At 51.7% G+C, this 19,875-nt stretch carries 17 protein-coding genes, 7 tRNA genes and 1 pseudogene; 22 read left to right on the forward strand and 3 right to left on the reverse strand.

The features are described from left to right. Positions 1-184: 184 nt before the first annotated feature. The 4 genes from nagB to nagD all read left to right on the forward strand — a co-directional run bounded on the left by nagB (position 185) and on the right by nagD (position 4,224). Positions 185-985, forward strand: a complete 801-nt coding sequence (nagB, locus tag A7098_RS01325) for a glucosamine-6-phosphate deaminase (protein ID WP_001237072.1) — start codon at positions 185-187, stop codon at positions 983-985. Positions 986-1,046: 61 nt separating this feature from the next. Then, positions 1,047-2,195, forward strand: coding sequence for an N-acetylglucosamine-6-phosphate deacetylase (gene nagA, locus A7098_RS01330; protein ID WP_000271146.1), 1,149 nt, complete (start codon positions 1,047-1,049; stop codon positions 2,193-2,195). An 8-nt stretch (positions 2,196-2,203) separates the two neighbouring features. Beyond that, the gene (gene nagC, locus A7098_RS01335; protein ID WP_000187570.1) at positions 2,204-3,424 is read left to right on the forward strand and encodes a DNA-binding transcriptional regulator NagC; all 1,221 of its coding nucleotides are present in this window, start codon (positions 2,204-2,206) and stop codon (positions 3,422-3,424) included. A 47-nt stretch (positions 3,425-3,471) separates the two neighbouring features. After that, positions 3,472-4,224 carry a ribonucleotide monophosphatase NagD gene (gene nagD / locus A7098_RS01340; RefSeq protein ID WP_000153129.1) on the forward strand — a complete coding sequence of 251 codons (753 nt, stop codon included), beginning with the start codon at positions 3,472-3,474 and terminating at the stop codon, positions 4,222-4,224. A gap of 50 nt (positions 4,225-4,274) precedes the next feature. Here nagD and A7098_RS24085 read toward each other — a convergent pair. Further along, positions 4,275-4,373, reverse strand: a pseudogene (locus A7098_RS24085) (hypothetical protein); the annotation flags it as partial. Positions 4,374-4,620: 247 nt separating this feature from the next. On the opposite strand from A7098_RS24085, the gene asnB reads away from it, so the two are divergent. From asnB to A7098_RS01390, 8 genes are all read left to right on the forward strand, one after another. After that, positions 4,621-6,285 carry an asparagine synthase B gene (gene asnB, locus A7098_RS01350; RefSeq protein ID WP_000337055.1) on the forward strand — a complete coding sequence of 555 codons (1,665 nt, stop codon included), beginning with the start codon at positions 4,621-4,623 and terminating at the stop codon, positions 6,283-6,285. A gap of 379 nt (positions 6,286-6,664) precedes the next feature. Next, a tRNA-Met gene (locus tag A7098_RS01360) sits at positions 6,665-6,741 on the forward strand. An 8-nt stretch (positions 6,742-6,749) separates the two neighbouring features. Further along, positions 6,750-6,834 (forward strand) — tRNA-Leu (locus tag A7098_RS01365). Positions 6,835-6,857: 23 nt separating this feature from the next. Continuing rightward, positions 6,858-6,932 (forward strand) — tRNA-Gln (locus A7098_RS01370). Between the two features lie 34 nt (positions 6,933-6,966). Further along, positions 6,967-7,041 (forward strand) — tRNA-Gln (locus A7098_RS01375). 15 nt (positions 7,042-7,056) lie between these two features. Then, a tRNA-Met gene (locus A7098_RS01380) sits at positions 7,057-7,133 on the forward strand. Between the two features lie 48 nt (positions 7,134-7,181). Next, a tRNA-Gln gene (locus tag A7098_RS01385) sits at positions 7,182-7,256 on the forward strand. 37 nt (positions 7,257-7,293) lie between these two features. After that, positions 7,294-7,368 (forward strand) — tRNA-Gln (locus tag A7098_RS01390). 153 nt (positions 7,369-7,521) lie between these two features. Here A7098_RS01390 and ubiF read toward each other — a convergent pair. After that, positions 7,522-8,697 carry a 3-demethoxyubiquinol 3-hydroxylase gene (gene ubiF, locus A7098_RS01395; protein ID WP_105280213.1) on the reverse strand — a complete coding sequence of 392 codons (1,176 nt, stop codon included), beginning with the start codon at positions 8,695-8,697 and terminating at the stop codon, positions 7,522-7,524. A gap of 145 nt (positions 8,698-8,842) precedes the next feature. Here ubiF and miaB point away from each other — a divergent pair, with 145 nt between their 5' ends. The 10 genes from miaB (at position 8,843) to rihA (ending at position 19,122) form a co-directional block, all read left to right on the forward strand. Continuing rightward, complete coding sequence (gene miaB, locus A7098_RS01400; protein WP_000162740.1) at positions 8,843-10,267, forward strand: tRNA (N6-isopentenyl adenosine(37)-C2)-methylthiotransferase MiaB; 1,425 nt, start codon at positions 8,843-8,845, stop codon at positions 10,265-10,267. 152 nt (positions 10,268-10,419) lie between these two features. Continuing rightward, entirely contained in the window at positions 10,420-11,460 is a 1,041-nt protein-coding gene (locus A7098_RS01405) for a PhoH family protein (RefSeq protein WP_001018040.1), read from the forward strand. Next, the gene (gene ybeY, locus A7098_RS01410) at positions 11,457-11,924 is read left to right on the forward strand and encodes an rRNA maturation RNase YbeY (RefSeq protein WP_000084457.1); all 468 of its coding nucleotides are present in this window, start codon (positions 11,457-11,459) and stop codon (positions 11,922-11,924) included. Before A7098_RS01405 ends, ybeY begins: the two co-directional genes overlap by 4 nt. 89 nt (positions 11,925-12,013) lie before the next feature. After that, positions 12,014-12,892, forward strand: a complete 879-nt coding sequence (corC, locus tag A7098_RS01415) for a CNNM family magnesium/cobalt transport protein CorC (RefSeq protein ID WP_001278605.1) — start codon at positions 12,014-12,016, stop codon at positions 12,890-12,892. Positions 12,893-12,916: 24 nt separating this feature from the next. Continuing rightward, on the forward strand, positions 12,917-14,455 hold the full coding sequence (gene lnt, locus A7098_RS01420; RefSeq protein WP_105280214.1) for an apolipoprotein N-acyltransferase: 1,539 nt from the start codon (positions 12,917-12,919) through the stop codon (positions 14,453-14,455). Between the two features lie 396 nt (positions 14,456-14,851). Further along, entirely contained in the window at positions 14,852-15,760 is a 909-nt protein-coding gene (gene gltI / locus A7098_RS01425) for a glutamate/aspartate ABC transporter substrate-binding protein GltI (protein WP_105280215.1), read from the forward strand. A gap of 169 nt (positions 15,761-15,929) precedes the next feature. Then, positions 15,930-16,670: a glutamate/aspartate ABC transporter permease GltJ gene (gene gltJ, locus A7098_RS01430; protein ID WP_000020941.1), complete on the forward strand. Its 741-nt coding sequence runs from the start codon at positions 15,930-15,932 to the stop codon at positions 16,668-16,670. Beyond that, entirely contained in the window at positions 16,670-17,344 is a 675-nt protein-coding gene (gltK, locus tag A7098_RS01435) for a glutamate/aspartate ABC transporter permease GltK (RefSeq protein ID WP_000272809.1), read from the forward strand. Before gltJ ends, gltK begins: the two co-directional genes overlap by 1 nt. Beyond that, a complete protein-coding gene (gene gltL, locus A7098_RS01440) occupies positions 17,344-18,069 on the forward strand; it encodes a glutamate/aspartate ABC transporter ATP-binding protein GltL (RefSeq protein WP_000631384.1) in 726 nt (241 codons plus the stop codon). The genes gltK and gltL overlap by 1 nt, the downstream gene beginning before the upstream one ends. A 117-nt stretch (positions 18,070-18,186) precedes the next feature. Further along, complete coding sequence (gene rihA / locus A7098_RS01445; RefSeq protein WP_105280216.1) at positions 18,187-19,122, forward strand: pyrimidine-specific ribonucleoside hydrolase RihA; 936 nt, start codon at positions 18,187-18,189, stop codon at positions 19,120-19,122. 38 nt (positions 19,123-19,160) lie between these two features. On the opposite strand, the gene A7098_RS01450 is transcribed toward rihA, so the two are convergent. After that, complete coding sequence (locus tag A7098_RS01450; protein ID WP_105280217.1) at positions 19,161-19,643, reverse strand: zinc ribbon-containing protein; 483 nt, start codon at positions 19,641-19,643, stop codon at positions 19,161-19,163. Between the last annotated feature and the right edge of the window lie 232 nt (positions 19,644-19,875).

Here is a 19,875-nt window from a genome sequence, read left to right on the forward strand (position 1 = left end):
CGTGTCTTTTGTGAGTTTTGTCACCAAATATCGTTATCATTACTCCCTTTTACTGGCTAAACCAGAAAACTTATTTTACCATTCAAAAAATCAGGTCGGATTGACGCCTCTCTGCGCAAATCCAGGTTACGCTTAAAGATGCCTAATCCGCCAACGGCTTACATTTTACTTATTGAGGTGAATAATGAGACTGATCCCCCTGACTACCGCTGAACAGGTCGGCAAATGGGCTGCTCGCCATATCGTTAATCGTATCAACGCGTTCAAACCGACTGCCGATCGTCCGTTCGTGCTCGGTCTGCCGACTGGCGGCACACCGATGACCACCTATAAAGCGTTAGTCGAAATGCATAAAGCAGGCCAGGTCAGCTTTAAGCACGTTGTCACCTTCAACATGGATGAATATGTCGGTCTGCCGAAAGAGCATCCGGAAAGTTACTACAGCTTTATGCACCGTAATTTCTTCGATCACGTTGATATTCCAGCAGAAAATATAAACCTTCTCAACGGTAACGCCCCGGATATCGACGCCGAGTGCCGCCAGTATGAAGAAAAAATCCGCTCTTACGGTAAAATTCATCTGTTTATGGGCGGCGTAGGTAACGACGGTCACATCGCATTTAACGAACCAGCCTCCTCCCTGGCTTCTCGCACCCGTATCAAAACCCTGACTCATGACACTCGCGTTGCTAACTCTCGTTTCTTTGATAACGATGTCAATCAGGTGCCAAAATATGCTCTGACTGTCGGTGTTGGTACATTGCTGGATGCCGAAGAAGTGATGATTCTGGTTCTGGGTAGCCAGAAAGCACTGGCGCTGCAAGCCGCAGTTGAAGGTTGCGTTAACCATATGTGGACCATCAGCTGTCTGCAACTGCATCCGAAAGCGATCATGGTGTGCGATGAACCTTCCACCATGGAGCTGAAAGTTAAGACTTTAAGATATTTCAATGAATTAGAAGCAGAAAATATCAAAGGTCTGTAATTGTTATCCCTGCCCTGACACCTTGCTCAGGGCAATATTATTTTTAAAATCGGGGGTCGGAATGTATGCATTAACCCAGGGCCGGATCTTTACCGGTCACGAATTTCTTGATGACCACGCGGTTGTTATCGCTGATGGCCTGATTAAAAGTGTCTGTCCGGTAGCGGAACTGCCGCCAGAGATTGAACAACGTTCACTGAACGGAGCCATTCTCTCCCCCGGTTTTATTGATGTGCAGTTAAACGGCTGCGGCGGCGTACAGTTCAACGATACTGCGGAAGCGGTAAGCGTTGAAACGCTGGAAATCATGCAAAAAGCCAATGAGAAATCTGGCTGTACTAACTATCTGCCAACGCTTATCACCACCAGCGATGACCTGATGAAACAGGGTGTGCGCGTAATGCGCGAGTACCTGGCAAACCATCCGAACCAGGCGCTAGGTTTGCATCTGGAAGGTCCGTGGCTGAACCTGGTGAAAAAAGGCACTCATAACCCGAACTTCGTGCGTAAACCCGATGCTGCGCTGGTTGATTTCCTGTGCGAAAACGCTGATGTGATTACTAAAGTTACCCTGGCACCGGAAATGGTTCCTGCGGAAGTGATCAGCAAACTGGCAAATGCCGGGATTGTAGTTTCTGCCGGTCACTCCAACGCAACACTGAAAGAAGCGAAAGCCGGTTTCCGCGCGGGGATTACCTTTGCCACCCATCTGTACAACGCGATGCCGTATATTACCGGTCGTGAACCGGGCCTGGCGGGCGCGATCCTCGATGACGCCGACATTTATTGCGGTATTATCGCTGATGGCCTGCATGTTGATTACGCCAACATTCGTAACGCTAAACGTCTGAAAGGCGACAAACTGTGTCTGGTCACCGACGCTACTGCACCAGCAGGCGCCAATATTGAACAGTTCATTTTTGCGGGTAAAACAATATACTACCGCAACGGACTTTGCGTGGATGAAAATGGTACGTTAAGCGGTTCATCCTTAACCATGATTGAAGGCGTGCGTAATCTGGTCGAACATTGCGGTATCGCACTGGATGAAGTTTTGCGTATGGCGACGCTCTACCCGGCACGTGCAATTGGCGTTGAAAAACGTCTCGGCACGCTCGCCGCAGGCAAAGTGGCCAACCTGACCGCATTCACACCTGATTTTAAAATCACTAAGACCATCGTTAATGGTAACGAGGTCGTAACTCAATAAGAGAAAGTATGACACCAGGCGGACAAGCTCAGATAGGTAATGTTGATCTCGTAAAACAGCTTAACAGCGCGGCGGTTTATCGCCTGATTGACCAGTTCGGGCCAATCTCGCGAATTCAGATTGCTGAGCAAAGCCAGCTTGCCCCCGCCAGCGTAACCAAAATTACACGTCAGCTTATCGAGCGCGGGCTGATCAAAGAAGTCGATCAGCAGGCCTCCACCGGAGGCCGCCGCGCTATCTCCATCGTCACTGAAACTCGTAATTTCCACGCTATCGGCGTACGACTTGGTCGTCACGATGCCACCATCACCCTGTTTGATCTCAGTAGCAAAGTGCTGGCAGAAGAACATTACCCGCTGCCTGAACGAACCCAGCAGACGCTGGAACATGCCCTGCTGAATGCCATTGCTCAGTTTATTGATAGCTACCAGCGCAAACTGCGCGAGCTGATCGCGATTTCCGTGATCCTGCCTGGGCTTGTTGACCCGGACAGCGGCAAAATTCATTACATGCCGCATATTCAGGTGGAAAACTGGGGGCTGGTAGAAGCACTGGAAGAGCGTTTTAAAGTGACCTGTTTTGTCGGCCACGATATCCGTAGTCTGGCGCTGGCAGAGCACTACTTCGGTGCAAGTCAGGATTGCGAAGACTCCATTCTGGTGCGAGTACATCGCGGAACCGGGGCCGGTATTATCTCTAACGGGCGCATTTTTATCGGTCGCAACGGCAACGTCGGTGAAATTGGTCATATTCAGGTCGAACCGCTGGGTGAACGCTGCCACTGCGGCAACTTTGGTTGTCTGGAAACTATCGCTGCCAACGCTGCCATTGAACAACGGGTGTTGAATCTGTTAAAGCAGGGCTACCAGAGTCGCGTGCCGCTGGACGATTGCACCATCAAAACTATCTGCAAAGCCGCGAACAAAGGTGACGGTCTGGCGTCGGAAGTGATTGAGTATGTCGGTCGTCATCTGGGTAAAACCATCGCCATTGCTATCAACTTATTTAATCCGCAAAAAATTGTTATTGCCGGTGAAATCACCGAAGCCGATAAAGTGCTGCTCCCTGCTATTGAAAGCTGCATTAATACCCAGGCGCTGAAGGCATTTCGCACTAATCTGCCGGTGGTACGTTCTGAGCTGGATCACCGCTCAGCAATCGGCGCTTTTGCGCTGGTAAAACGCGCCATGCTCAACGGTATTTTGCTCCAGCATTTGCTGGAAAATTAATGTGCTTTTATAGTGGCGCTTATTGTTGTCAATATTCTGGGTAGTCCATGACCATTAAAAATGTAATTTGCGATATCGACGGCGTGCTGATGCACGATAATGTCGCCGTACCAGGTGCAGCGGAATTTTTGCACGGGATTATGGATAAAGGCCTGCCGCTGGTGTTGCTGACCAACTATCCTTCGCAGACCGGGCAAGATCTGGCGAACCGCTTTGCCACTGCCGGTGTCGATGTACCGGACAGCGTGTTTTATACCTCCGCGATGGCGACCGCCGATTTCCTGCGTCGCCAGGAAGGTAAAAAAGCGTATGTAGTGGGCGAAGGCGCGCTGATCCATGAGCTGTACAAAGCCGGTTTCACTATTACCGATGTGAACCCTGATTTTGTGATTGTTGGCGAAACGCGCTCCTACAACTGGGACATGATGCATAAAGCAGCCTATTTCGTCGCTAACGGTGCACGCTTTATCGCCACCAACCCGGACACCCACGGGCGCGGTTTTTATCCCGCCTGTGGCGCGTTGTGTGCAGGGATTGAGAAAATCTCCGGGCGCAAACCGTTTTATGTCGGTAAGCCAAGTCCGTGGATCATCCGCGCGGCATTAAACAAAATGCAGGCGCATTCAGAAGAAACGGTGATTGTCGGCGATAACCTGCGTACCGACATTCTGGCGGGCTTCCAGGCAGGTCTGGAAACGATTCTTGTGCTTTCTGGTGTTTCGTCGCTCGACGATATCGACAGTATGCCGTTTCGCCCCAGCTGGATTTACCCGTCGGTCGCTGAAATCGACGTTATCTGAATACCACCCACGTCTGCGGACGTGGTTGGCTCTGATGACAAACGCCAAACTGCCTGATGCGCTACGCTTATCAGGCCTACGCAGCTCCTGCAATACATTGAATCTTCATGCTTTTGTAGGCCGGATAAGGCGTTCACGCCGCATCCGGCATGAACAAATCGCACTTTGTCAGCAATTTGGCCCCCGTAAAATATAACCATTCAATAAAATCCGCTAAAAATTATCGATTCATCAATAAACACGCCACCATACCCTACCCTTTTTCATCAATCAGCAATCACCATTACGTTTTTTATTTTTCCACCGCCAAATCGCTTGCGCACAGTGCTGCTTTGCGGCATTTTTTTAAACAAGCAAACACAACAAGCAACAAATACCAGGTTAACGGAGAAAGTTATGTGTTCAATTTTTGGCGTATTCGATATCAAAACAGACGCAGTTGAGCTGCGTAAAAAAGCACTCGAGCTGTCACGCCTGATGCGTCATCGTGGCCCGGACTGGTCCGGTATTTATGCCAGCGATAACGCCATTCTCGCTCACGAACGTCTGTCAATTGTTGACGTTAACGCGGGGGCGCAACCTCTCTACAACCAACAAAAAACTCATGTGCTGGCAGTAAACGGTGAAATCTACAACCACCAGGCACTGCGTGCTGAGTATGGCGATCGTTACCAGTTCCAGACCGGATCTGACTGCGAAGTGATCCTCGCGCTATATCAGGAAAAAGGGGCGGAATTTCTTGACGATTTGCAGGGCATGTTTGCCTTTGCCCTGTACGACAGCGAAAAAGATGCATACCTGATTGGTCGCGACCATCTGGGGATCATCCCGCTGTATATGGGCTATGACGAACACGGTCAGCTGTATGTGGCCTCAGAAATGAAAGCCCTCGTGCCGGTTTGCCGCACGATTAAAGAGTTCCCGGCGGGGAGCTATTTGTGGAGTCAGGACGGCGAAATCCGTTCTTATTATCACCGTGACTGGTTCGACTACGATGCGGTGAAAGATAACGTGACCGACAAAAACGAGCTACGTCAGGCACTGGAAGATTCCGTGAAAAGCCATCTGATGTCTGATGTGCCTTACGGTGTGCTGCTCTCTGGTGGTCTGGATTCCTCAATTATTTCCGCTATCACCAAGAAATACGCCGCCCGTCGCGTGGAAGATCAGGAACGTTCCGAAGCCTGGTGGCCGCAGTTGCACTCTTTTGCCGTGGGTCTGCCGGGTTCACCGGATCTGAAAGCGGCACAGGAAGTGGCAAACCATCTGGGTACTGTACATCATGAAATTCACTTCACCGTACAGGAAGGTCTCGATGCCATCCGCGACGTGATTTACCACATCGAAACGTATGACGTGACGACTATTCGTGCTTCAACACCGATGTATTTAATGTCGCGTAAGATCAAGGCGATGGGCATTAAAATGGTGCTGTCCGGCGAAGGTTCTGACGAAGTGTTTGGCGGTTATCTATACTTCCACAAAGCGCCGAACGCTAAAGAACTGCATGAAGAGACGGTGCGTAAACTGCTGGCTCTACATATGTATGACTGCGCGCGCGCCAACAAAGCGATGTCAGCCTGGGGCGTGGAAGCACGCGTTCCGTTCCTCGACAAGAAATTCCTCGATGTGGCAATGCGCATTAACCCACAGGATAAAATGTGCGGCAACGGCAAAATGGAAAAACACATCCTGCGTGAATGTTTTGAATCGTATTTGCCCGCAAGCGTGGCCTGGCGGCAGAAAGAGCAGTTCTCGGATGGCGTCGGTTACAGTTGGATCGACACCCTGAAAGAAGTGGCGGCGCAGCAGGTTTCTGATCAGCAACTGGAAACTGCCCGCTTCCGCTTCCCGTACAACACACCGACCTCAAAAGAAGCGTATCTGTACCGGGAAATCTTTGAAGAATTGTTCCCGCTTCCGAGCGCCGCTGAGTGCGTACCGGGCGGCCCATCCGTCGCCTGTTCTTCTGCCAAAGCGATCGAGTGGGATGAAGCGTTCAAGAAAATGGACGATCCGTCTGGCCGCGCGGTCGGCGTTCACCAGTCGGCATATAAATAAGAAGTGTATTAACGCCCCGGAGAATTCCGGGGCAATTTCAGTTACTGGGGAGCTTGTTGATTCTGATACGCAGTGAGGAAATGTTCCGGATTTGCCACATCACTGTTTGACAATTCATCACTGTAGGCCAGTACTTCATAGATTAATTTCCCACCACTATTGTTGAATTCTGAATTTCATCCTGTACGACAAAAGAATGGCTGTAGGGTGGGAAAAAAACACAAAGTAAACAATAATTGACGAATATAGCGCCACGCTGTTCGCAACCTAACCAAACAGTCACTTTCGAGCAATTTTCCTTGAAAAAGAGGTTGACGCTGCAAGGCTCTATACGCATAATGCGCCCCGCAACGCCGATAAGGTATCGCGAAAAAAAGATGGCTACGTAGCTCAGTTGGTTAGAGCACATCACTCATAATGATGGGGTCACAGGTTCGAATCCCGTCGTAGCCACCATCTTTTTTGCGGGAGTGGCGAAATTGGTAGACGCACCAGATTTAGGTTCTGGCGCCGCAAGGTGTGCGAGTTCAAGTCTCGCCTCCCGCACCATTCACCAGAAAGCGTTGTACGGATGGGGTATCGCCAAGCGGTAAGGCACCGGTTTTTGATACCGGCATTCCCTGGTTCGAATCCAGGTACCCCAGCCATCTTCTTCGAGTAAGCGGTTCACCGCCCGGTTATTGGGGTATCGCCAAGCGGTAAGGCACCGGTTTTTGATACCGGCATTCCCTGGTTCGAATCCAGGTACCCCAGCCATCGAAGAAACAATCTGGCTACGTAGCTCAGTTGGTTAGAGCACATCACTCATAATGATGGGGTCACAGGTTCGAATCCCGTCGTAGCCACCAAATTCTGAATGTGTCGAATACGTTCGGCAAATTCAAAAACCAATTTGTTGGGGTATCGCCAAGCGGTAAGGCACCGGATTCTGATTCCGGCATTCCGAGGTTCGAATCCTCGTACCCCAGCCAATTTATTCAAGACGCTTACATCGTAAGTGCACCCAGTTGGGGTATCGCCAAGCGGTAAGGCACCGGATTCTGATTCCGGCATTCCGAGGTTCGAATCCTCGTATCCCAGCCACATTAAAAAAGCTCGCTTCGGCGAGCTTTTTGCTTTTCTGCGTATATTCAATGTCGAATGCGATGTTGACACGTCTTATCCTTCAATGTCGGATGCGACGCTGCCGCGTCTTATCCAACCTACGGTTGGCATGCATCCGGCAATGTTGTAAGGCTATAATCCTAACGCATATTTCAGCGCCTGACGTTTCAACACGCCAGCACGCTCTGCCGCCATTAACCCGAGATTACGCACAAAACGCAGCGGCGGCAGATTATTGCTGAATCCGGCATAAAACAGATCCATACCGCTTTGCATAATGAAGTTATCCGCCATGCGCCGCATCTGGTAACGCTTGAGGACAGGATAACTGGCCCACGCTTCGCCGTAGCTGCGGGCGTTCACCAGAACGTCAATCAGGGCATCGACATCACGATAACCAAGATTCACCCCCTGCCCCGCCAGCGGATGGATGGTATGCGCGGCATCGCCCACCAGCGCAAGCCCTGGCTGCACATACTGCAACGCATGGCGACGCGTCAGCGGAAACGCACCAGCGGCAAGCGGTGTCACATAACCCAGACGCGACGGGAAATGCTTCGCGATTTCCGTCTGGAGCTGCGCCATATTCATATTCTGCAACTGGCGAATACGCGCCGGAGAGTCATACCACACCAGCGATGCCCAGTTATCAAACAATGGCAGAAACGCACGCGGTCCGTCCGGGGTAAATTGCTGCCAGGTGCTGTCGCCGGGATCGTTCTCACACTGTACGCTAATCAACATACACGACTGCGCATACTGCCAGGCATGAACGCCAATTCCCGCCATCTGCCGCACCTGCGAATTTGCGCCGTCGGCACCAATCACCAGCTTCGCGCGGATCGTTTCACCGCCCTTCAGTTCCAGCTCCTGAAGATCATTATGGCGATGCAGCGCAATCAGCGAGGTTGGCACACGTAACGTTACTTTCGGATGCGCTTCCAGCGCCTGCCACAGCGCCTGTTGCAGGACGGTGTTTTCCACCATATAGCCAAGCAACGGCAGCTTTAATTCAGCTGCGTCAAACACCACATGCGCGGTTTCCCACTCCCAGGTTTCCAGTCTGCGATAAGGATGGCAACGCATGGCCTGTACCGCATCCCAGACGCCTAAACCTTTAAGCAATGATACCGAAGCCGCGCTGATCGCTGAGATCCGCACGTCCGGCTCACTGCCTACGACAAACGGTGCAGGTTCGGCATGTTCGATAACCGTTACCGTAAATCCGTGCTGTGCCAGTCCCAGCGCCAGTGCGCCACCGACCATTCCTCCGCCGACAATGGCAATTTCCGTTGGTTGATTTGTCATGGTCAATCATCCTGTTAGCAATATGCTTTAAGTTTACAGGATTTTTACCCCCAAGGGCTGATAACGCTCATACTGGTCACAACGGCAGCAAAGCATTACACTATGCGCCCTGCATTCCTGGCTACTATTTCGCAAGAGCAAGTCGATGACCAAAAAACTCCATATTAAAACCTGGGGCTGTCAGATGAACGAGTACGATTCATCGAAGATGGCCGATCTGCTGGATGCCACCCACGGCTATCAACTGACCGACGTGGCGGAAGAAGCGGATGTGCTGCTGCTGAACACCTGCTCAATCCGCGAGAAGGCTCAGGAAAAAGTCTTCCATCAGTTGGGTCGCTGGAAACTGTTAAAAGAGAAGAATCCAGACCTGATTATCGGCGTCGGTGGTTGCGTGGCATCGCAAGAAGGCGAGCACATTCGCCAGCGCGCCCACTATGTCGATATAATTTTTGGGCCACAAACGCTGCACCGTCTGCCGGAGATGATCAACTCTGTGCGCGGCGACCGCAGCCCGGTTGTAGATATCAGCTTCCCGGAAATTGAGAAGTTTGACCGTCTGCCGGAACCGCGCGCCGAAGGGCCGACCGCATTTGTCTCCATCATGGAAGGCTGCAATAAATATTGCACCTACTGCGTAGTGCCTTACACCCGTGGTGAAGAGGTAAGCCGTCCATCCGACGATATTCTGTTTGAGATTGCCCAGCTTGCGGCTCAGGGCGTGCGTGAAGTCAACCTGCTCGGTCAGAACGTGAACGCCTGGCGTGGTGAAAACTACGACGGCACCACCGGATCGTTTGCCGATCTGCTGCGTTTGGTTGCCGCCATCGACGGGATCGATCGTATTCGCTTTACCACCAGCCATCCGATCGAATTTACCGACGATATTATCGAAGTGTATCGCGATACACCGGAGCTGGTGAGCTTCCTGCACCTGCCGGTACAGAGCGGTTCCGATCGCATTCTGAACCTGATGGGTCGTACCCATACGGCGCTGGAGTACAAAGCGATCATCCGTAAACTGCGTGCGGCGCGTCCGGATATTCAGATCAGTTCTGACTTCATCGTTGGCTTCCCTGGCGAAACCACCGAAGACTTCGAGAAAACGATGAAGCTGATTGCCGACGTCAATTTCGACATGAGCTACAGCTTTATCTTCTCTGCACGTCCGGGTACACCAGCCGCCGATATGGTTGATGATGTTCCGGAAGAAGAGAAGAAGCAGCGTCTGTATATTCTGCAAGAACGTATCAATCAGCAAGCGATGGCATGGAGCCGCCGGATGCTCGGCACCACCCAGCGTATTTTGGTAGAAGGGACTTCACGTAAGAGCATCATGGAGCTTTCTGGACGTACAGAAAATAACCGCGTGGTTAACTTCGAAGGCACGCCGGATATGATCGGTAAATTCGTCGATGTAGAAATTACCGACGTCTACCCGAACTCCCTGCGCGGTAAAGTGGTGCGAACTGAAGATGAAATGGGTCTGCGCGTGGCAGAAACCCCGGAATCGGTGATTGCCCGTACTCGCAAAGAAAACGACCTTGGCGTGGGTTATTATCAGCCGTAATTCTCAGGCCCGCCGCTCCGGTGGGCCTTGTTTTTTCTCTCTTTATCCCCATCTTTATCGCAATGCTTGCGCCTTTTTCCTGTGGCGTGAATAATTTCCTTATAGGCCGGTGAATGTTCAGCTTCCGGCGGCATACAGATAAGAGGAACGGTTTGAACATAGACACTCGCGAAATCACCCTGGAGCCAGCAGACAACGCGCGTCTGTTGAGCCTGTGCGGCCCGTTTGATGACAACATCAAGCAGCTCGAACGCCGTCTCGGCATCGAGATCAATCGCCGCGATAACCACTTTAAACTGACCGGCCGTCCGATTTGCGTCACCGCTGCGGCAGACATTCTGCGTAGCCTGTATGTCGATACTGCCCCGATGCGCGGTCAGATTCAGGATATCGAACCGGAACAGATCCACCTTGCGATTAAAGAAGCGCGGGTACTGGAGCAAAGCGCGGAGAGCGTGCCGGAGTACGGCAAAGCGGTCAATATCAAAACCAAACGCGGCGTAATTAAGCCGCGCACGCCAAACCAGGCGCAGTACATCGCCAATATTCTCGACCATGACATTACCTTCGGCGTTGGCCCGGCGGGTACGGGTAAAACCTACCTGGCAGTGGCTGCGGCAGTTGATGCCCTGGAGCGTCAGGAAATTCGCCGTATTCTGCTGACTCGTCCGGCGGTCGAAGCCGGTGAGAAACTGGGCTTCCTGCCTGGCGATTTAAGCCAGAAAGTAGACCCTTATCTGCGCCCGCTGTACGACGCGCTGTTTGAAATGCTGGGCTTTGAGAAAGTCGAGAAGCTGATTGAGCGCAACGTTATTGAAGTCGCGCCGCTGGCCTATATGCGTGGTCGTACGCTGAACGACGCGTTTATCATTCTTGATGAGAGCCAGAACACCACCATCGAACAGATGAAGATGTTCCTGACCCGTATCGGTTTTAACTCAAAAGCGGTTATCACCGGCGACGTCACGCAGATCGACCTGCCGCGTAATACCAAGTCTGGTTTGCGTCACGCTATCGAAGTGTTGGCCGATGTCGAAGAGATCAGCTTTAACTTCTTCCACAGCGAAGACGTGGTTCGTCACCCGGTGGTAGCGCGTATCGTTAACGCTTATGAAGCCTGGGAAGAAGCCGAACAAAAACGTAAAGCGGCGCTGGCAGCAGAACGCAAGCGCGAAGAACAGGAACAAAAATGAGTCAGGTGATCCTCGATTTACAACTGGCATGTGAAGATAATTCCGGGCTACCGGAAGAGAGCCAGTTTCAAACATGGCTGAATGCGGTGATCCCGCAGTTTCAGGAAGAATCGGAAGTGACTATTCGCCTGGTCGATACCGCCGAAAGCCACAGTCTGAATCTGACCTATCGCGGTAAGGATAAGCCGACCAACGTGCTCTCCTTCCCGTTTGAAGTGCCGCCTGGCATGGAGATGTCGCTACTGGGCGATCTGGTTATCTGCCGTCAGGTGGTTGAGAAGGAAGCACAGGAGCAAGGCAAACCACTGGAGGCGCACTGGGCGCATATGGTGGTGCACGGCAGTCTGCATTTGTTAGGTTACGATCATATCGAAGATGACGAAGCAGAAGAAATGGAAGCCCTCGAAACAGAGATTATGCTTGCTCTGGGCTATGAGGATCCGTACATTGCCGAGAAAGAATAATTTGCCAGGCATTTGACTGGCAGACGTCCCCGCCGTTGGTGATTAACGACGGCGTTTTGATTAACTAACATGAGAACCCATACGACGCCATGAGCGACGACAATTCACACAGTAGTGACACGATAAGCAACAAGAAGGGATTTTTCTCCCTGTTACTCAGCCAACTTTTCCACGGTGAACCCAAAAACCGTGACGAACTGCTGGCGCTGATCCGTGATTCCGGGCAGAACGACCTTATCGATGAAGATACGCGCGATATGCTCGAAGGAGTGATGGACATCGCAGACCAACGCGTCCGCGACATCATGATCCCCCGCTCCCAGATGATTACCCTGAAACGCAACCAGACGCTGGACGAATGCCTTGATGTCATCATCGAGTCTGCCCACTCACGTTTCCCGGTGATTAGCGAAGACAAAGATCACATTGAAGGGATTCTGATGGCGAAAGACTTGCTGCCGTTTATGCGCAGCGATGCCGAAGCCTTCAGCATGGACAAAGTGTTACGTCAGGCGGTTGTCGTTCCTGAAAGTAAGCGCGTAGACCGGATGCTGAAAGAGTTTCGCTCTCAGCGTTACCACATGGCGATCGTCATTGACGAATTCGGTGGGGTTTCCGGTCTGGTGACCATTGAAGACATCCTGGAACTGATTGTTGGTGAGATTGAAGACGAGTATGACGAAGAAGATGACATCGACTTCCGTCAGCTGAGTCGTCATACCTGGACCGTGCGCGCGTTGGCTTCCATTGAAGACTTCAACGAAGCGTTCGGCACTCACTTTAGCGATGAAGAGGTCGACACTATCGGTGGTCTGGTGATGCAGGCGTTTGGGCATCTTCCGGCACGTGGTGAAACCATCGACATCGACGGTTACCAGTTCAAAGTGGCGATGGCCGATAGTCGGCGTATTATTCAGGTTCATGTCAAAATCCCGGATGACTCACCCCAGCCGAAGCTGGATGAATAAAACCGAAACTGGATAGATAACTACATGGCTTTTGCCTCATTAATTGAACGCCAGCGCATTCGCCTGCTGCTGGCGTTATTATTCGGTGCCTGCGGAACGCTGGCCTTCTCTCCTTACGACGTCTGGCCTGCGGCGATTATTTCGCTAATGGGGCTTCAGGCGCTGACCTTTAACCGTCGTCCACTCCAGTCTGCCGCTATTGGGTTTTGCTGGGGATTTGGCCTCTTTGGCAGCGGTATTAACTGGGTCTATGTCAGCATCGCGACCTTTGGTGGAATGCCTGGCTCGGTAAATATCTTCCTGGTGGTGCTGCTGGCGGCGTATTTGTCGCTGTATACCGGACTGTTTGCTGGCGTGCTGTCGCGTCTGTGGCCAAAAACCACCTGGTTGCGCGTAGCCATTGCGGCTCCTGCCCTCTGGCAAGTGACCGAGTTTCTGCGCGGTTGGGTGCTGACTGGCTTCCCGTGGTTACAGTTCGGCTATAGCCAGATTGACGGCCCGTTAAAAGGGCTGGCACCGATAATGGGCGTGGAAGCCATTAACTTCCTGCTGATGATGGTAAGCGGCCTGCTGGCACTGGCGTTGGTCAAACGCAACTGGCGTCCGCTGGTGGTGGCCGTCGTGCTGTTCGCACTTCCCTTCCCGCTGCGTTACATCCTGTGGTTTACCCCGCAACCGGAGAAAACCATTCAGGTTTCGATGGTTCAGGGCGATATTCCGCAATCGCTGAAATGGGACGAAGGCCAGCTTCTTAATACGCTGAAGATTTACTACAACGCAACGGCACCGCTGATGGGCAAATCATCGTTGATTATCTGGCCGGAGTCGGCGATAACCGATCTGGAAATTAATCAGCAACCGTTCCTCAAAGCACTGGACGGTGAGTTGCGCGATAAAGGTAGCTCGCTGGTAACCGGGATTGTTGACGCGCGTCTCAATAAACAGAACCGCTACGATACCTACAACACCATCATCACGCTGGGTAAAGGTGCACCGTACAGCTACGAATCAGCCGATCGCTATAACAAAAACCATCTGGTGCCATTTGGCGAGTTTGTCCCGCTGGAGTCGATTCTGCGTCCGTTAGCGCCGTTCTTTGATCTGCCGATGTCCTCATTCAGCCGTGGACCATATATCCAGCCGCCGCTGTCGGTGAATGGTATTGAGCTTACTGCGGCTATTTGCTACGAGATCATTCTCGGCGAGCAAGTGCGTGATAACTTCCGCCCGGATACCGACTATCTGCTGACTATCTCCAACGATGCGTGGTTCGGCAAGTCTATTGGCCCGTGGCAGCACTTCCAGATGGCGCGAATGCGTGCGCTGGAGCTGGCGCGCCCGCTGCTGCGCAGCACCAACAACGGCATTACAGCGGTGATTGGCCCGCAGGGTGAGATTCAGGCGATGATCCCGCAGTTCACCCGCGAGGTGTTAACCACTCACGTGACGCCGACCACCGGACTCACACCTTACGCACGTACCGGCAACTGGCCGCTGTGGGTGCTGACGGCACTGTTTGGTTTTGCTGCTGTGTTGATGAGTCTGCGTCAGCGACGTAAATAATCCCTTCTTATCGTGCCGGAATACATCCCGTATTTCGGCACGCTCGCCGGATGCGGCATCAGTGCGTTATCCGGATAACAAAATTCCCCTATCCAACTTTGGCACATCTATTGCTTTGTTATACAAGGCAAACCCTGAACCGGCATTAGCGCAACCCGGTTGCACCACAGCAATACAGCAATAGCACCAAAAAGGTGCATTTTAAGAATTTTGCTTCGGAATGGTGCGGTACATCTCGCAAAAACAAACAATAAAACAGCAATATCTTTACATTTAGCCAAACTAAATGTTACCTAACAAGCACAACACTGCACAATAAAGTTGCAGATGATAACAACACAAACACTCACAACGGGTATCCATGCGTTCTTAACGCAGGAGATAAAGGAGTTGGATATGCAATTACGTAAACCTGCCACAGCAATCCTGGCCCTGGCGCTTTCTGCAGGACTGGCACAGGCAGAAGACGCTGCCCCGGCAGCGGGCAGTACGCTGGACAAAATCGCCAAAAACGGCGTGATTGTCGTCGGTCACCGTGAATCTTCAGTACCTTTCTCTTATTACGACAATCAGCAAAAAGTGGTGGGTTACTCGCAGGATTACTCCAACGCCATTGTTGAAGCAGTGAAAAAGAAACTCAACAAACCGGACTTACAGGTGAAACTGATTCCGATCACCTCACAAAACCGTATTCCGCTGCTGCAAAACGGCACTTTCGATTTTGAATGTGGTTCAACCACCAACAACCTCGAACGCCAGAAACAGGCGGCTTTCTCTGACACTATTTTCGTGGTCGGTACGCGCCTGTTGACCAAAAAGGGTGGCGATATCAAAGATTTCGCCGATCTGAAAGGCAAAGCCGTAGTCGTCACTTCCGGCACTACCTCTGAAGTTTTGCTCAACAAACTGAATGAAGAGCAAAAAATGAATATGCGCATCATCAGCGCCAAAGATCACGGTGACTCTTTCCGCACCCTGGAAAGCGGTCGTGCCGTTGCCTTTATGATGGATGACGCTCTGCTGGCCGGTGAACGTGCGAAAGCGAAGAAACCAGACAACTGGGAAATCGTCGGCAAGCCGCAGTCTCAGGAAGCCTACGGTTGCATGTTGCGTAAAGACGATCCGCAGTTCAAAAAGCTGATGGATGACACTATCGCTCAGGTGCAGACCTCCGGCGAAGCGGAAAAATGGTTTGATAAGTGGTTCAAAAATCCAATTCCGCCGAAAAACCTGAACATGAATTTCGAACTGTCAGACGAAATGAAAGCTCTGTTCAAAGAACCGAATGACAAGGCACTGAACTAATTACAAGAACCAGGGGCGGAAATTCCAGCCCTCTCGATTGTTACGTAGCACGGACAGACTATACGCCTGATGGTCGTTCCCCATCGGGCCTGAAAACCGCAATACGCTGGGTAACAATCTTCGAGGGTAGCAGTTAACGCTGCTACCCTCTTTTTTCTGGAGTAGATTTATGTCTATAGACTGGAACTGGGGTATTTTTTTACAACAAGCCCCGTTCGGCAACACCACCTATCTTGGTTGGATCTGGAGTGGTTTTCAGGTGACGATCGCTTTGTCGATCTGCGCCTGGATTATCGCTTTCCTCGTCGGTTCATTTTTCGGCATTTTACGTACCGTTCCAAACCGTTTTCTCTCCGGTCTGGGTACGTTGTATGTCGAACTGTTCCGCAACGTGCCGTTGATTGTGCAATTCTTTACCTGGTATCTGGTGATCCCGGAGTTGCTGCCAGAGAAAATCGGCATGTGGTTTAAGGCCGAGCTGGATCCCAATATTCAGTTTTTCCTTTCATCCATGCTCTGCCTTGGACTGTTTACCGCCGCCCGTGTTTGCGAACAGGTACGCGCCGCTATTCAGTCGCTGCCGCGTGGGCAGAAGAATGCCGCGCTGGCGATGGGTCTGACGCTACCGCAGGCTTACCGCTACGTACTGCTGCCTAATGCTTATCGCGTTATCGTCCCGCCGATGACCTCAGAGATGATGAACCTGGTGAAAAACTCCGCCATCGCCTCGACCATCGGTCTGGTAGATATGGCAGCGCAGGCGGGTAAATTGCTCGACTACTCGGCTCACGCCTGGGAGTCGTTTACCGCCATTACGCTGGCGTATGTGTTGATTAACGCTTTTATCATGCTGGTGATGACGCTGGTTGAACGTAAAGTTCGCCTGCCCGGCAACATGGGAGGCAAGTAATGTACGAGTTTGACTGGAGTTCCATAGTTCCTTCCCTGCCGTATCTGCTGGACGGGCTGGTGATCACCCTGAAAATTACCATCACGGCAGTCGTGATTGGTATTTTATGGGGCACCATGCTGGCGGTGATGCGCCTGTCCAGCTTTGCGCCCGTGGCGTGGTTTGCCAAAGCCTACGTTAACGTGTTCCGTTCAATCCCACTGGTGATGGTTCTGCTGTGGTTTTACCTGATTGTGCCTGGTTTTCTGCAAAACGTGCTGGGATTATCGCCGAAGACCGACATCCGCTTAATTTCTGCCATGGTGGCGTTTTCGATGTTTGAAGCGGCCTACTATTCAGAAATTATCCGCGCCGGTATTCAAAGTATCTCCCGTGGGCAGTCGAGCGCCGCGCTGGCACTCGGCATGACTCACTGGCAGTCGATGAAACTGATTATTCTGCCGCAGGCGTTCCGCGCGATGGTGCCGCTGCTGCTCACTCAGGGCATCGTACTGTTTCAGGATACCTCGCTGGTGTATGTGTTATCTCTGGCCGATTTCTTCCGTACCGCCTCAACCATTGGTGAACGTGATGGTACGCAGGTTGAGATGATCCTGTTTGCCGGATTTGTTTATTTCGTTATTAGCCTTAGCGCGTCGTTGTTGGTCAGCTACTTGAAAAGAAGGACAGCATAATGATTACCCTGAAAAATGTTTCAAAATGGTATGGTCACTTTCAGGTGCTGACCGACTGCTCAACCGAAGTGAAAAAAGGCGAAGTGGTGGTGGTTTGTGGCCCGTCTGGTTCCGGCAAATCAACGCTGATTAAAACCGTCAACGGCCTCGAACCGGTGCAGCAAGGTGAAATCACCGTCGATGGCATCGTGGTTAACGATAAAAAAACCGACCTGGCGAAGCTGCGTTCCCGCGTCGGCATGGTGTTCCAGCACTTCGAGCTGTTCCCTCACCTGTCGATTATCGAAAACCTGACGCTGGCGCAGGTGAAAGTTCTTAAACGCGATAAAGCACCAGCTCGTGAAAAAGCACTCAAGCTGCTGGAGCGCGTGGGACTTTCCGCACATGCCAATAAATTTCCGGCACAGCTTTCCGGTGGTCAGCAGCAGCGTGTGGCGATCGCTCGCGCGCTGTGTATGGATCCTATTGCGATGCTGTTCGACGAACCGACATCGGCGCTGGATCCGGAGATGATCAACGAAGTGCTGGACGTAATGGTGGAACTGGCGAACGAAGGAATGACCATGATGGTGGTGACCCATGAAATGGGCTTTGCCCGCAAAGTGGCGAATCGGGTGATCTTTATGGACGAGGGAAAGATTGTCGAAGACTCGCCGAAAGACGCTTTCTTCGATGATCCGAAATCGGACCGCGCAAAAGACTTCCTCGCGAAAATCCTGCATTAATCACTCTGGCGCGCATAGCCAAGTGCGCGCCATCTCACGCTTTATCGTTTCGCCCCTCGTATCTGTTACATCCTGGCGTTACCCTTGTCGCAAAGAAGCACACAACAAGGAGCAACAATGGCACTGCCAATTCTGTTAGATTGCGACCCAGGTCATGATGACTCTATCGCAATAGTTCTCGCCCTCGCCTCACCTGAGCTTGATGTTAAAGCGATTACTTCTTCCGCCGGAAACCAGACACCAGAAAAAACCTTACGCAATGTTCTGCGTATGCTGACCTTGCTTAATCGCACCGATATTCCGGTAGCAGGCGGCGCGGTGAAACCGTTAATGCGTGAGTTGATTATCGCCGACAACGTGCACGGCGAAAGTGGACTGGACGGTCCGGCATTACCGGAACCCGCATTTGCGCCGCAAAATTGCACGGCGGTGGAGCTGATGGCGAAAACGCTGCGCGAAAGTGCTGAACCCGTCACCATTGTCTCTACCGGACCGCAAACTAACGTCGCCTTGCTGCTCAATAGCCATCCGGAACTACATAGTAAAATCGCCCGTATCGTGATTATGGGCGGTGCAATGGGACTCGGTAACTGGACGCCGGCGGCAGAATTTAATATTTACGTTGACCCGGAAGCGGCAGAAATTGTCTTCCAGTCAGGAATTCCGGTGGTAATGGCAGGTCTGGACGTCACTCACAAAGCGCAAATTCACGTTGAGGACACCGAGCGTTTCCGCGCGATTGGCAACCCTGTTTCAACCATTGTTGCCGAACTGCTGGATTTCTTCCTCGAATATCATAAAGACGAAAAATGGGGCTTTGTTGGCGCACCGCTGCATGACCCATGCACCATCGCCTGGCTACTGAAACCTGAACTGTTCACCACCGTTGAACGCTGGGTCGGCGTGGAAACACAGGGGAAATATACCCAGGGTATGACGGTGGTTGATTATTATTATCTGACTGGCAATAAACCGAATGCTACTGTAATGGTCGATGTTGATCGTCAGGGCTTTGTTGATTTACTGGCTGAACGGCTTAAATTTTACGCTTAATAACTCGCCGGATGGCATCACGTCATCCGGCACTACCATTACGGCTCGAACGGGCGTCTCTGGAACTGATCATGACCACATTTCGGGCATAGCGTTAGGACTTCCGGCGTGTAGATCGGGAGATGAAAGTGACATTTCTCGCAAACCAGATTCCCCAGCCCTACCACTTCTCCGCTGTGATAAACCCCGTGATGGTTGAGATCCTGGAAAACTTCGCGCCATTCAAGCTTCGTTTTATCGGTGATGTCCGCCAGTTCCTGCCAGAGGCTTTCTTTAATTACCCGCATAAAAACACTGTCAGACTCTTCTTTCAGGCTCTCTTCATAGCTCATGGCGAACTCTTCCAGGTCACGCCTGACAGCTCGCGTCAACTCATCGACCTCGGTTCGCGTTAACTCCCCTGTTTTTATTACGCGCTCACGCGCCTGTTCCACCAGTGCGTCGATATCACGTTCGCCATTGCGCAGGCGTTCGCTCAATGACGCGACCAGTTCACGGTAATATTGAGCAACCTTGTTCATCGTTTCATCTCCCGGGTCGTTAACTGACTATAATAATAGACGTTCTTTGTTCCTTGCTTTGCTAATACGCCCACAAACTCTGTAAATTAATGTATGAATAATCCGGGCATCATTTCAACGTCGAGTGCGCGAAAGGCTGTTTTGACGCGGACGTTTGGGCTATGCTATGCGGATCTGAAAAACCACCTCAACGCTACATTTGTAGCCGTATTGAAAACAGGACCACTGGCTG

Origin of the sequence: Escherichia sp. MOD1-EC7011, from assembly GCF_002965005.1 — a bacterium.
In the GTDB taxonomy this organism is placed as follows: Bacteria; Pseudomonadota; Gammaproteobacteria; order Enterobacterales; family Enterobacteriaceae; genus Escherichia; species Escherichia ruysiae.